General features: G+C 67.9%; 9 protein-coding genes, 1 tRNA gene and 2 pseudogenes. 10 read left to right on the top strand and 2 right to left on the bottom strand.

Features of this window, described 5'->3' with window-relative positions; genetic code table 11:
* Window positions 1-34: 34 nt before the first annotated feature.
* The 6 genes from ACK4UM_RS01295 to ACK4UM_RS01270 all read left to right on the top strand — a co-directional run bounded on the left by ACK4UM_RS01295 (window position 35) and on the right by ACK4UM_RS01270 (window position 6,640).
* On the top strand, window positions 35-1,285 hold the full coding sequence (locus ACK4UM_RS01295; protein WP_409794488.1) for an extracellular solute-binding protein: 1,251 nt from the start codon (window positions 35-37) through the stop codon (window positions 1,283-1,285).
* 125 nt (window positions 1,286-1,410) lie between these two features.
* Entirely contained in the window at window positions 1,411-2,283 is an 873-nt protein-coding gene (locus ACK4UM_RS01290; RefSeq protein ID WP_409794749.1) for a carbohydrate ABC transporter permease, read from the top strand.
* On the top strand, window positions 2,280-3,137 hold the full coding sequence (locus tag ACK4UM_RS01285; protein ID WP_409794485.1) for a carbohydrate ABC transporter permease: 858 nt from the start codon (window positions 2,280-2,282) through the stop codon (window positions 3,135-3,137). The genes ACK4UM_RS01290 and ACK4UM_RS01285 overlap by 4 nt, the downstream gene beginning before the upstream one ends.
* Window positions 3,134-4,657 carry an argininosuccinate lyase gene (gene argH / locus ACK4UM_RS01280; protein ID WP_409794482.1) on the top strand — a complete coding sequence of 508 codons (1,524 nt, stop codon included), beginning with the start codon at window positions 3,134-3,136 and terminating at the stop codon, window positions 4,655-4,657. Before ACK4UM_RS01285 ends, argH begins: the two co-directional genes overlap by 4 nt.
* 1 nt (window position 4,658) lies before the next feature.
* The gene (locus tag ACK4UM_RS01275; protein WP_409794480.1) at window positions 4,659-5,735 is read left to right on the top strand and encodes an ABC transporter ATP-binding protein; all 1,077 of its coding nucleotides are present in this window, start codon (window positions 4,659-4,661) and stop codon (window positions 5,733-5,735) included.
* Entirely contained in the window at window positions 5,732-6,640 is a 909-nt protein-coding gene (locus ACK4UM_RS01270) for a PfkB family carbohydrate kinase (RefSeq protein ID WP_409794477.1), read from the top strand. The genes ACK4UM_RS01275 and ACK4UM_RS01270 overlap by 4 nt, the downstream gene beginning before the upstream one ends.
* Window positions 6,641-6,900: 260 nt before the next feature.
* On the opposite strand, the gene ACK4UM_RS01265 is transcribed toward ACK4UM_RS01270, so the two are convergent.
* Entirely contained in the window at window positions 6,901-7,047 is a 147-nt protein-coding gene (locus ACK4UM_RS01265; RefSeq protein WP_409794474.1) for a hypothetical protein, read from the bottom strand.
* Window positions 7,048-7,336: 289 nt separating this feature from the next.
* Here ACK4UM_RS01265 and ACK4UM_RS01260 point away from each other — a divergent pair.
* From ACK4UM_RS01260 to ACK4UM_RS01250, 3 genes and pseudogenes are all read left to right on the top strand, one after another.
* A pseudogene (locus ACK4UM_RS01260) lies at window positions 7,337-7,526 on the top strand (transposase); the annotation flags it as partial.
* Window positions 7,527-7,702: 176 nt separating this feature from the next.
* Window positions 7,703-8,304 (top strand): annotated as a pseudogene (locus ACK4UM_RS01255) (integrase core domain-containing protein); the annotation flags it as partial.
* A 254-nt stretch (window positions 8,305-8,558) separates the two neighbouring features.
* Window positions 8,559-8,634 (top strand) — tRNA-Ile (locus tag ACK4UM_RS01250).
* Between the two features lie 1,129 nt (window positions 8,635-9,763).
* Here ACK4UM_RS01250 and ACK4UM_RS01245 read toward each other — a convergent pair.
* Window positions 9,764-9,997 (bottom strand): hypothetical protein, encoded by a 234-nt coding sequence (locus ACK4UM_RS01245; RefSeq protein WP_409794471.1) that lies wholly within the window; start codon window positions 9,995-9,997, stop codon window positions 9,764-9,766.
* 220 nt (window positions 9,998-10,217) lie between these two features.
* Between ACK4UM_RS01245 and ACK4UM_RS01240 the strand changes: the two genes are divergently transcribed.
* Window positions 10,218-13,040 (top strand): EAL domain-containing protein, encoded by a 2,823-nt coding sequence (locus tag ACK4UM_RS01240; RefSeq protein WP_409794468.1) that lies wholly within the window; start codon window positions 10,218-10,220, stop codon window positions 13,038-13,040.
* Window positions 13,041-13,219: the final 179 nt, after the last annotated feature.

The raw sequence follows: 13,219 nt of genomic DNA, 5'->3' as shown, positions 1-13,219 counted from the left end.
CAGCGGCCGCGATCGGCAAAGGCGGAGGAAGAGGATGCGCACCACCTTGTTGAAGGCCGGCCTCCTGGCCGGCGTCGGCCTGTTCGCCGCGAGCTCGGCCCAGGCGGTCGAGATCGAGTACTGGCAATACGTGTTCGATTCCCGCGTCCGCGCGATGGACCAGCTCATCGAGCGCTTCCAGGCCGAGAATCCGGGCATCACCGTCCGGCACGTGACCTTCCCCTATGCGGATTACCAGACCCGCGTCGTCGCGGCCCACGCCGCCGGCCGCGGGCCGGACGTCGTGCAGCTGTTCTACGGCTGGACGGACAACTTCGTCGATGGGGGCATCCTGCAGCCGCTCTCCCGGGAGGCGTTCCCGCACGAGGAGATCGAGGGCGCGTTTTTCCCGATCGTGTCCGCGATGAAGCGCGAGGACGAGTATTACGGCCTGCCGACCGCCGTGCGCTCGCTGGCTCTGTTCTACAACAAGAACCTCTTCACCGAGGCCGGCCTCGACCCCGACAGCCCGCCGCAGACCCTCGACGAGTGGATCGCCGCCGCCGAGGCGACCACGAAGCGCGACGGCGCCGGCAACATGATCTCGGCCGGCACCACCCTCGACATGGCCGGGCAGGATCACCATTGGTGGCGCGAGGTGCTCGTGCGCCAGTTCGGCGGGGAGCCCTATACCGACGATTACCGCACCGTCACCTACGACAGCGAGGAGGGTCGCGCCGCTTTCGCCTGGTATACCGGCCTCCAGCTCGAGCGCGGCGTCGGCGCCGCGGGCTTCATGGACGAGGGCCAGGCCGCCTTCCGCGCCGGGCTCGCCGCGATGACGATCGACGGCACCTTCCGGCTCGGCGCCTTCCGCTCGATCGAGAGTTTCGAATGGGGCGTGGCCGAGCTGCCCGCCGGCCCGGACGGCACGCGCTCGAACTATTCGAGCTATTTCGCCAACGGCATCGGCGCGCGCGCGCAGGGCGAGCGGCTCGAGGCGGCGGAGAAGTTCCTCGCCTACATCACCTCGCCCGAGGCGATGGACGTCTGGCTCGAGACGGTGGGCGAGCTGCCCGCCCGCCGCGAGGTCGCGCTGACCGAGGAGAACCTCGCCGACCCGATCTACGCGCCCTTCCTGCGCGGCCTCGAATACGCCCACACGACGCTCTTCGTGGACGAGGCGGCGCAGCGGCAGCTGATCATCGACGCGACGAACCGCGTCCTCCTGCAGGGGCAATCCCCCGCCGACGCGCTCGCCGAGGCGGCGCAGCGGGAGCAGGCGATCATCGACGCGCGCCGGTAAGCGTTTCGCGACGCGACAGGGGGAGGGCCGCCATGAGCATGCGAGCGTCGAAGGGCGACGCGACGGTTCCGGTGCCCTCCTCCGCATCGGACGCGCCGCGCGGCTGGGGCTGGCACCGGTTGACGATGGGGCAGAAGCAGGTCGTCTGGGCCTGGGGCTTCCTCGCGGTGCCGATCCTGTTCTATGCGGGCATCCGCTTCTACCCGACACTCGACGCGTTCTGGCTCTCCCTGACGGACTGGAACCTCCTGCGGCCGGCCCGCTTCGTCGGGCTCGCCAATTACGAGCGGCTCGTCGCCGACCCGCACTTCTGGCAGGTCTTCGTCAACACCTTCGCCTATCTGCTCATCGGCACGCCGACGAGCATCCTGATCGCCTTCGCGATCGCCTTCTACCTCGACCGCGTGCGCTTCATGCACGGCTTCATCCGGGCGCTCTACTTCCTGCCCTTCCTGACGACGGCGGCGGCCATGGCCTGGGTGTGGCGCTGGTTCTATCAGCCGCCGCCGATCGGCGTGATCAACGGCTTCCTCGCGAGCGTCGGCCTGCCCGCCCAGCCCTTCCTGCGCTCGACCGAGCAGGCGCTGCCGTCGATCCTCGTCACCGCGATCTGGGCGGGGCTCGGCTTCCAGGTGATCATCTTCATGGCCGGCCTGCGGGCGATCCCGGCCACCTATTACGAGGCCGCGCGCATCGACGGGCTCGGCGAATTCGCCATCCTGCGCAAGATCACGCTGCCGCTCCTGAAGCCCACCACGGTGTTCCTCGTGGTGCTCTCCTCGATCGGCTTCCTGCGGATCTTCGACCAGGTCTACAACATGACGACCAACGATCCGGGCGGCCCGCTCGGCTCGACGAAGCCGCTCGTGCTGTCGATCTATCAGAGCGCCTTCTCCTCCTACGAGATGGGCTACGCCGCCGCGCAGACGGTCGTGTTGTTCACGATCCTGCTCGTGGTCTCGCTCCTGCAGCTCTGGATCCTGAGGGAGAGGACATGAGCGCCCCCGCTTCCACCCTCGCCGCCCCCGCCGGCAAGAAGCCGCTGCGTCCGGGGCGCATCGTCGCCTGGACGCTCCTGTTCATCGGGGGCGTGATCATGGTGACCCCGCTCCTGTTCATGTTCTCGACCTCGCTGAAGACGGCGGGCCAGGTCTACGATTTGAGGCTCGTGCCGGCCGCGCCGACGCTCGCGAACTACGTCCAGGTGCTCTCGGACGGGCGCTTCCTTCGCTGGTTCCTGAACTCGACCCTCGTCGCGATCGCGGTGACCCTGTCGACGCTGTTCTTCGACAGCCTCGTCGGCTACACGCTCGCGAAGTTCCGCTTCCGCGGCCGGTCGATCGTCTTCATCGCGATCCTGTCGACCCTGATGATCCCCACCGAGATGCTCGTCATTCCCTGGTACCTGATGGCGAGCCAGCTCGGTTGGCTCGACACCTATTGGGGCATCATGTTCCCCGGCATGATGACGGCCTTCGGCACCTTCCTGATGAAGCAGTTCTTCGAGGGCGTGCCGGACGACTTCCTCGAGGCGGCGCGCATCGACGGGCTCAACGAGTTCCAGATCTGGTGGCGGGTGGCGATGCCGCTCGTGACGCCCGCGCTCTCCGCGCTCGCGATCTTCACCTTCCTCGGCAATTGGACGGCGTTCTTCTGGCCGCTGATCGCCGTGACGAGCCGCGAGCTCTACACGCTCCCCGTCGGGCTCTCGAGCTTCGCGGTCGAGCAGTCGATCCAATGGGAGATGATCATGACGGGGGCATCCCTCGCCACCATCCCGACGCTGATCGTGTTCATCGCGCTCCAGCGCTACATCGTGCGCGGCGTCATGCTCGCGGGGCTGAAGGGATGAGCGCGCCGACGAACGCCTCCCCGCAGGCGCAGGACACGAGCGTCTTCCCCGATCCGGTCTATGCGCGCACCGTGCTCGCGCCGCTCTTCGACGCCGCCCGCACCTCCCATGTCGCGGGCTTCCGCGCGATCGACGCGGCCCATTGCGTGATGCTCGCCGAGACCGGCATCCTGACGCGCAACGAGGCCGCCGCGATCGCCCGCGCGCTCGCCGAGATCGCCCGCGAGATCGACCCCGCGCGCCTCGTCTACACGGGCGAGGTGGAGGATTACTTCTTCCTCGTCGAGCGCGCCCTGAAGGACCGCGTCGGCCCCGATCTCGGCGGGCGGCTGCACACGGCGCGCTCGCGCAACGACATCGACCACACGCTGTTCAAGCTCGCGCTCAAGGAGCGCATCGACGCGATCCTCGCGCGCAGCCACGCGCTCCTCGCGGCTCTGATCGAGACCGCCGCGCGCGAGCGGGACACGATCGTCGTCGCCTACACGCACGGCCAGCCGGCCCAGCCCTCGACCTTCGGGCATTATCTCGCCGCGATGATCGAGGTCGCGCTGCGCGACGTCGCCCGGCTCGAGGAGGCCCGCGCGATCGTCGATCTGTGCCCGATGGGGGCGGCGGCGATCACGACCTCGGGATTCCCCATCGACCGCGCCCGCGTCGCCGCCCTACTCGGCTTTTCGGCGCCGCTGCGGAACTCCTATTCCTGCATCGCTGCGGTCGACTACCAGACGGCGACCTTCTCCGCGCTCGAGCTCCTGTTCCTGCATCTCGGCCGGCCGATCCAGGATTTCCAGACCTGGTCGAGCTTCGAGGTGGGCCAGCTCTACGTGCCGAACGCGCTCGTGCAGGTCTCCTCGATCATGCCGCAGAAGCGCAATCCCGTGCCGATCGAGCACCTGCGCCACCTCGCGAGCCAGGTGGTCGGGCGGGCGCGGGCGATGCGCGACGTGATGCACAACACGCCCTTCACGGACATGAACGATTCCGAGGGCGAGACGCAGGAGATGGGCTACCAGGCCTTCGCGGTGGCCGAGCGCGCGCTCGATCTCCTCGCCGCCCTCGTCGCGCAGGTGCGCATCGACCCCGCCCGCGTCGCGCAGAACGTCGCGCGCTCCTGCATCACGATCACCGAGCTCGCCGACACGCTCGTGCGGCGCGAGGGCCTGTCCTTCCGCCAGGCCCACGAGATCGCCGCCGCGACCGCGCGGGCGGTCGTCGCCGCGGGCGGGACGCTCGTCGCGGACGGTCACGCGCCGTTCGCCGCCGCCTTCCGCGAGGCGATCGGACGCGAGCCGGGGCTCACGGCGGCCGATTTCGCGGTGGCGGTCTCGGCCGAGCACTTCGTCGCCACGCGCGACCGCTACGGCGGCCCCGCTCCCGCCGCGATGGACGAGGCGCTCGCCGCCTATCGCGACGCGCGCGACGGGCTCGCGACGCGCATCGCCGAGCGGCGCGCGCGGGAGGCGGCGGCGTCGGCCGAGCGCGAGCGCGCCTTCGCGGCCCTGATCGAGGAGAGATGAGATGGCGCGGATCGAGCTCGAGGGCATCGTCAAGAGGTTCGGGTCGACGAGCGTCGTCCACGGCATCGACCTCGCCATCGCCGACGGGGAATTCGTCGCGCTCGTCGGGCCGTCGGGCTGCGGCAAGTCGACGACTCTGCGCATGATCGCGGGCCTCGAGGACGTCTCGGGCGGGACGATCCGGATCGGCGGGGTCGTCGTCAACCATCACGAGCCCAAGCGCCGCAACATCGCGATGGTGTTCCAGAACTACGCCATCTATCCGCATCTGACGGTGCGCGAGAACATCGCCTTCGGCCTCTACACCGCGCCGCTGTCGCGGGAGAAGAAGCGGGCGCGGGTGGACGAGGCCGCGCGCATCCTCGGCCTCGAGGCGCTGCTCGAGCGGCGCCCGGCGGCGCTCTCCGGCGGCCAGCGCCAGCGCGTCGCGATCGGGCGCGCGATGGTGCGCGACCCCTCCGCCTTCCTCTTCGACGAGCCGCTCTCGAATCTCGACGCGCAGCTGCGCAACCAGATGCGCATCGAGATCAAGCGGCTGCACCAGAGGCTCGGGGCGACCACCGTCTACGTCACCCACGACCAGGTCGAGGCGATGACGATGGCGGACCGGATCGTCGTCATGCGCGAGGGCCGGATCCTCCAGATCGGCACGCCGAGCACGCTCTACGACGCGCCCGCCGACGTGTTCACCGCGCGCTTCATCGGGACGCCCGCCATGAATCTCCTGCCCGCCCGCAACGCCCCCGACGGCCTCCTCGTCGAGGGCGCGACGGCCCCCGTCCCCGCGCCGAGCGCCGCGACCCGCGTCGAGCGCCTACTCGTCGGGGTGCGTCCGCAGGATCTCGTGGTGGGAGCGCAGGCGCAGGGCGACGGCCTGTCGCTGACGGGCACCGTCACCGCCGTCGAGCCGCTCGGACCCGAGACCCACGTCCACATGGACACGGCGGGCGGCCCCGTCATCGCGCTTGCCGCGAACCGCTCCGCGCCTGCGGTCGGCGCGACCGCGACGGCTTTCGCGGAACGCGCCTGCCTGCACGTCTTCGACGCCGCGACCGAGCGCGCGCTGGAGCGCGCATGAGCGGCACCGATCGCGCGGGCGGCGCGGTTCTCGCCCTCGGTCGCGTCTATTGCGACCTCGTCTTCACGCATCTCGACGGCTTTCCCGTCCTGGGACGGGAGGTCTATGCCCGCGATCTCGACGTCGTCGCGGGAGGGGGGGCCTATATCGCGGCGGCCCATCTCGCGGCGCTGGGGCGGCATGCCGCGCTCGTGGCGCGGCTCGGGGGCGACCGGCTCTCGCGCCTCCTCGAGGACGAGCTCGCCGGAAGCGGAATCGACCTGCGCTTCCTCGACCGCGACGCGGCGGACGGACCGCAGGTGACCGTCGCCATGGCCGCGCAGGGCGAGCGCGCCTTCCTCACCCGTCGGGCGGGCGCCGCCTGTCCCGGATCGCTGCCCGAGGCGCTCGCCTGGCCGCAGGCCGCGCATCTGCACATCGCCGAATACGCGACGCTCGCCGAGCGGCCGGACCTCGTGCGGGCGGCGCGCGCGCGGGGGCTGTCCGTGTCCCTCGATCCGAGCTGGGACGACGCGCTCATCCGCGCGCCGGGCCTTCTCGACGCCTGCGCGGGCGTCGAGATCTTCCTGCCCAATCTCGAGGAGGCGCTCGCGATCACCGGGGAGACCGCGCCGGCGCGGGCGCTCGACGCGCTCGCCGCACGTTTCCCCGTCGTCGCGCTGAAGGCGGGCGCGGACGGCGCCTTCCTCGCGATCGGCGCCACGCGCCTGCACCGCCCCGCGAAGGCCGTCCCGGTCGTCGACACGACGGGCGCCGGCGACGCCTTCGACGCGGGCTTCCTCGACGCCTGGCTCGCCGCCCGCGCCCCGGAAGACGCCCTCGAGGCCGGCATCGCGAGCGCCAGCCTCGCGGTGCAGGCCCCCGGCGGCCTCGGCCGGCTGAGGGGAGATCCACGGTCGATCTGAAGCCGCCCACCGCCCTGCGGCGGCCGGATCGACCGTGAACGATCGACGATTTTCGGATGACGAACGAGGCCTCCTCGTGTAGACGAAACCCTTGCGAGCACACGGGGGCCCGTAGCTCAACGGTTAGAGCCGGCCGATGAAAGCCCGCCGCGGACCGGCCAGATTTCTCGCCTCGCAGGGCGTTCAGCCGCTCCCGCAATTGTCGGGGGCGTCGGGGCCAGAAGCGCGGCTCCACTATCCGTCCCACTACAAACTCGGGATCAGACCGAACGTGAGCAGCGCGACCATTGCGTTGTTGCCGGCAGTCGGCGCCCGCGCAGCATGACGTCGCCGAGTGCCGCCCCGTAGATCAGGCCGCCGACGGTCACGAGGGCGACTGCCCGTTTGTCGGCGATGCCGAGCCACATGCGGCGCGCCGCCGCCTGATCCGGCGCGCAATCGCCTCGGCCTCTCGGTACAGCGGCAGCGCTTTTGCGATCGAGCCCGCGCGGACGGCGCGAGCTATTAGCGTGACATATTTCTCTTCGTCCGTTGTCATACGCCCTCCTTATTATTGTATCATTGGCATCATGCAATTCAAATGCGAGCGGGTCAATCGGATCCGTCGGCGGCGGGCTATCAGCATGCAAACACACCCATTTCGTACTGGCCGGGATGTTTCATCGCGCGCGCTCCGGCAACACGCAAAGTCGGACAATGAAGCAGTCACGATTTTCAGAAGAGCAAATTATTGGCATCTTTCGCGAGCAGAAGGGGGGCGAAGAAGGCGGACTGGTGCCGTCGCCATGGGGTCAGCGGCGCCACCTTTCACGCGTGGAAGACGAAGTTCGGGGGCCTGGGCGTGTCCGAGGCAGCCGAAGCCTCGACGCTCCCCCGCGAGCCCGCATGCTGGCGCAGCGCGCCGTCGTCAAGGCTCGTCCGGTAGCAAATCGTCGAGCGATCGACGCTTCGGACTCGGCACGCCCGCCGCTCGCTCATCCCTTAAGTCCGATACGAGGCGAGCGACCGTTTGCAGTTCGGCGGCGGGCGTGAGGGTTTTTCTCCGAGGATGCTATCGACGGGCTCCACATCCTGCTCCGGCGCGAGGGCGTAGTGGCCAACCGCAAGTGCACGCAGCGCGTCTACCGAGAGCTCGGGCTCGCCGTCCAGCGCCGACGCGGTCGTAAGCGGGCTGTCGGCACACGCGCGCCGATCCTGATGGCGGCGGCGCCGAACACGCGCTGGGCCCTCAACTTCGTCCACGACCAGTCGCGACCGGCAATGCCATCCGCATCCTCACCGTCGTGGATCTCTTCTCGCGCTATACGCCGGTGGTCGAACCTCGGCACAGCTACCGAGAGGAGGACATCGTGGCGACGCGAGAGCGTGTCTGCGCCGAGTTCGTCTCTCGCGATCAGGACCCGTGGGCCTATTGGGGTGGCGTCGTGCTCGACTACTCGCAGCCCGGCAAACCGACGGACAACGACTTCACCGAGGCCTTCAAAAGAAGCTTTTGGGCGGAGTGCCTGAACGCCCGCTGGTTCACCGGGCTTGCGGACGCGCGAGAGAAGTTGGACGCTTGGCGCAGATGTTACAACGAGGAGCGCCCACGCGGCGCGATCGGGTACAAGTGTCCGATCACCCTCATGAACCCCGACGGCCGATCCGGCCGGCCGTCGGCGTGACCCTCGAAACTCCAGCTGCGGGTAGTCCGTGTTCGGGCACGGATCAGCCGAGGCTCTGCAATGCTTTCGGCTGGATGAGTGATGGGGGAGGGGGCACAGCGGATCGCCCGAAGCGAAAGGCAGTTTGACCTGCCAACCGCGAACATGCGTTTTCCAATGGTTTCGTATTGGGTCCGTTCCGTCGGGAGTGAACGACAATTTTTGCATGACGAACGAGGCTTCCTCGTGTAGACGAAACCCTGACGAGCACACGGGGGCCCGTAGCTCAACGGTTAGAGCCGGCCGCTCATAACGGTCTGGTTGCCAGTTCGAATCTGGCCGGGCCCACCACATTCTTTCCAGATTGTCGCACCAAATTGGGAGCGAGTCGTTTTCGAGAAAGCGCGATTCGATCCAAAGAATCGCGAGTCGGTGCCGCTGAGCAGCTTATTGCCCGTCGACGTCCGATCACGCCGGACGGATCACCTCTGCGACCTTGCGCCAAGCTTCCGCAAAGCCGGGCTTCTCCGCCCAGCCGTACTCGGTTATCGCGCGCCCAGAACGGCGCCCTCGCCACATCCCCCTTCCCGACGCGAATCGCCGCGTCGTCGCTATGCGGGTGGAGCGCCTCGCCGATCAGGAAGTCGCCGTCGCGCCCGGCTACCACCTTGCTGTCGACGTTTATCGGGAGCGTACTGGCGTGGCCGTCGTTCTCGGGATCGTCGCCGTTGGGCCAGACCACGTTCCCACCCTCCGGTGATCCATGCACAGTACCTCGTGCGAACAGCTCGTCAGTTCGATCAGCCCGCCTGGCAGCGCCTCCACGCACAGATACTCCGTGCACCCGACGACGGCGTTGTCAACCGGCGTCCAATCGGCGCTCTGACTCGATCTCGGTGCAATTTGGGATTCCAACGGCAGCGCTTTGAGGGGAGGCGCTACCATGCGGCGGATTCGATTCGGACGAGCAGCATCGCTCGCGGGACTTGTCGTCGAGGAGGTCGCCGTTGCGGACGCGGCGGTCGCCGTCCGGGCGCGAAGCCCCTCGAGGGAAGCGCATTGCCCTCTCTGCGGCGCGGTGTCTGCCAGCGTTCATAGCCGATACGAGCGCCGCGCTGCACACACGTATGCGACGTAAGGGCGCGTCGCGACCGCACCGGCTAACCCAGAAGACCGCAATCCGCTCAAAGCCGACAACAAGCTGAACTCCTTTTAGCAGCTTGGGTTGTTCGGCGCCGCCTTTCAACAGCCGCGGCGCGGAAGCCGCGTCGAGCGGTCCTGCGCTCGCGCACGCCGTCTGCCCATCGCCTCGAAACGTTCGCCCACCTCAAGTCCGCGCCAGAACGGTATGACGAGCGCGGCGGGTCCGAACCCTATCGGCGCATTGAGCCGAGATCGAAGGGCAGGAACAGTCCCTCGAAGGCGAGCCAAGCGTAGAGGGTGTCCGGGCACATCCAGATGCCGAGCACCGTCGCGTTCATCACATCTGGATCGCCAGGAGATCGCCAACGGGAACGGCGCGCCACAACAAGAACGCGGTGAGGGAAAGGAGCGGCAGGGCGAAGGCGAGGTTGAGCACAAAGATCGTCCGGCCCGGCAGCGGCGTGCGCGCCATCACTGCCAGCACGAGTTGTACGGCCAAAATGGCGTGGAACAGAACGGCGAGCAGGGCGAAAAGCGAGGCCCGGCGCCGCTTTCGGCCAGAGCCGTTCACGAGATCTTCAGGTATTCGAACGACGGTCGATACTAAGCGAGGCGCAATCAATAGGAATATACCTCTCGTTCCAAGGAAAAGAGCGATGGGCGGCTCGACAAGCAAGAATTCGTGTGTAGGGCGGGGCGCAACTTGGACCGAGGAGGCTCGCCTCGCGGCGCTTCGGCACTATCGCATCCTCGACACGGATCCGGACCCGGCATTCGACGATCTAGCGAGAATGGCGGCGCAGATCTGCGCGGCGCCGATCGCCGTCGTCAACTTCATCGACCGCCAGCGGCAATGGTTCAAGGCCGAGGTGGGGCTTGGCATCCGCGAGACGGACCTCGACATCTCGATCTGCAAGCATGCACTCCTCGAGCAGAGTCTCTTCGTCGTCCCCGACACGAGATCGGATCCGCGCTTCGCGGCCAATCCGCTGGTGCTGGGAGCGGCGGGGCTGCGCTTCTACGGCGGAGCTCTGCTCAAGACGCAGGCCGGCCTCCCTCTGGGCACCATCTGCGTCCTAGACCGTGAGCCGCGCCCTGACGGGTTGAGCGACGATCAGCAGCGCGCTCTTCTGGCGCTCGCGCGGGCCGTCATGCGCGAGCTCGACCTGCGGCTCGTGGCCCATCTCTTTTGGACGAGCTTGGATGCGGTCGAAACGGGCTTCCTCATGCTCGATCCCGACCGAAATCTCCAGATCGTCAACCGAGAGGCGGCCTCTCTGCTCGGTCTCCAGGAGATGAAGACGGCGTCGACGGCGCCTCTGCTTTCTCCCCTGCAAACGGCACCGGCAAAGAGCGAGCTTCGCCGCCTTCTCGAGCTAATTCCCGCGAGCGCGTCCGACGTCACTTTAGAGCATACCACCGACGAGGGGCGCACCCTGGCCGTCCGCGCGTTCCGTACGGACGACGGAAGTGCGGTGGTCACCATCAACGACGTCAGCACACGTCGAGCAGCCGAGGCCGCGGCGCGTTACCGCGAGAGCCACTATACCACCCTCACAGATGCGATTCCGCAGAAGGTTTGGATCGCCGACAGGAGGGGGATGACGACGTACTGCAATCGCGCAATGCTGGAATATTGCGGGAGCGTGGGCGACACAGTCGACGATCGGTTCGGCTTGTTCCACCCCGAGGACAGGAGAGCGGCACTCGCGACCCGGCAGATGGCGCTCGATACGTCGGCGCCGCAGGAGCTCGAGGCCCGCTTTCGCGGGCGAGACGGAACCTACCGTTGGCACAGCGTGACACTCGCCCCCGTCCTGCACGACGCAACGATTATCTCCTGGATCGGCGTCGCGCTTGATGTCCACGATGTACGCGAAGCCGCGCGCGAGGCGCGAGAGAACGAGGCGCTTCTGCAGCTCACGTTGGAAAACATGGACCAAGGCCTCCTGATGGTTGACGCTCAGGAAATGGTCCGGGTCTACAACAAGCGCTTCGTCGATCTGCTCGAGCTGCCGGAGGATCTCGTCGCACGACGCCCGCATTTCTCAATCCTCGCCGATTACCAGGAGCGCACCGGCGAGGTAGACACCGGTGAGGAAAACGCACCCGAATGGCTCGTGAAGCGGCGCAGCGTTATCGGCGCGCCGCCGATCTACGAGCGCGAGCGGCCGAACGGGACCGTCGTCGAGGTACGCACCGTGCACCTTGCCGAAGGCGGCGCGATCCGCACCTATGCGGACGTCACAACCCGCGCCAAGGCCGAGCGCGAGCTTAACAGGCTCGCGCGACACGATCCTCTAACGGGCCTGCCGAACCGTCGCGCTTTCCAGGAGAAGCTCGAGGAGCTCGCCGTCGGTACATCTGCCGGGCGCAGGTTCGCGCTCCTCCTCCTCGATCTCGACAGCTTCAAGGACGTCAACGACACGCTCGGACACCCTATCGGGGACTGGCTTCTCGCCAACGTGGCGAAGCGTTTGTGCGCCGGCCTTGCGGCGTCGGCAATCGCGGCGCGGCTCGGTGGAGACGAGTTCGCGATCCTTCTCCCCGAGGTCCGAGGCGAGTGGGAAGCGCAAGTCGTCGCCCGCCAGGTCATGGCCACCCTGAAGGAACCTTTGATCCATCAAGGCCGCGACCTCGGCCGCAGGACGAGCATCGGAATCGCGCTCGGACCGGACCACGGGCGCACCGCGGCCGAGCTGACCCGATCGGCCGACCTCGCTCTCTATGCGGCGAAGCGCGAGGGCCGCAATCGCGCCGTGATGTTCGCTCCGGCTCTCGCGAAGGCGGCGCAGGAACGGGTGCGGGTCCTACGCGAGGCGCAGCGTGCCCTAGACGAGGACAGGATCCTTCCCTTTTACCAGCCCAAGATCGACCTTTGGTCGGGGCAGATATACGGCTTCGAGGCCCTTCTTCGCTGGGTGCACCCGAGCGGGGGCACGAGAGCGCCGGGCGAGCTCGCCCCCGCTTTCGAGAATGCCGAGATTTCGGTCGCGCTCGGCCAGCGGATGCTCCAGCGCGTCCTTGCCGACATGGTCTCCTGGCAGCGCGATGGCCTCCCGTTCGGCAGCGTCGCCATCAACGTGTCGAATGCGGAGTTCGCGAACCCGCGGCATGCGGAGACGGTCATCTCGATGCTGAGCGAAAGGGGGCTCCCCGCGTCATGCCTCGAGATCGAGCTGACGGAATCGGTCCTCCTCGGGTCGAACTCGACGCAGGCCGCGGAGGCGATGGACCGATTCAGGCGAGCCGGCATCGCCGTCGCGCTCGACGACTTCGGAACGGGCTTCGCCTCGCTCACCCATCTCAACCAGTTTCCGCTCGACTGGATCAAGATCGACCGCAGCTTTATCGAGGCGATCGCTCCGGAGAACGAACGAGCCGGCGCGATCGCCGAAGGAATCGTGCGGCTCGCGCGAAGCCTGAAGATCGGCGTCGTTGCCGAAGGTGTCGAGACGCGATACCAGTCGGACTTCCTTCGGGAACGGAACTGCGGGCTCGGGCAGGGCTACCTGTTCTCCCGCCCGATGAACGGCACGCGCGTCCCGCACTTCGTTAGCGGCTGGAACTCACGTGACTTCATCGGGTCGGATGGGGTGCGGCAGCGAGCATAAGGTGGCCCGGCCGCGCGCTATCGTCGTCGGATCATCGCCGCGGCGACGAGCTCCTCGCGCAGCGGGCGCGCCAATATGTCCCTCCGGCGAGGCTTCTCGAGGATCCGGACGCCCGCTCTTGGCGCAGGATCCGCGCCTCCTTCGCGAGATCGACGTCATCGAGGTGGCCGGGCATAATG

Source organism: Salinarimonas sp. (assembly GCF_046292825.1).
GTDB lineage: Bacteria > Pseudomonadota > Alphaproteobacteria > Rhizobiales > Beijerinckiaceae > Salinarimonas.
Note: the sequence above shows the minus strand (reverse complement) of the source record. Positions and strands in the feature narration are given on the sequence as shown.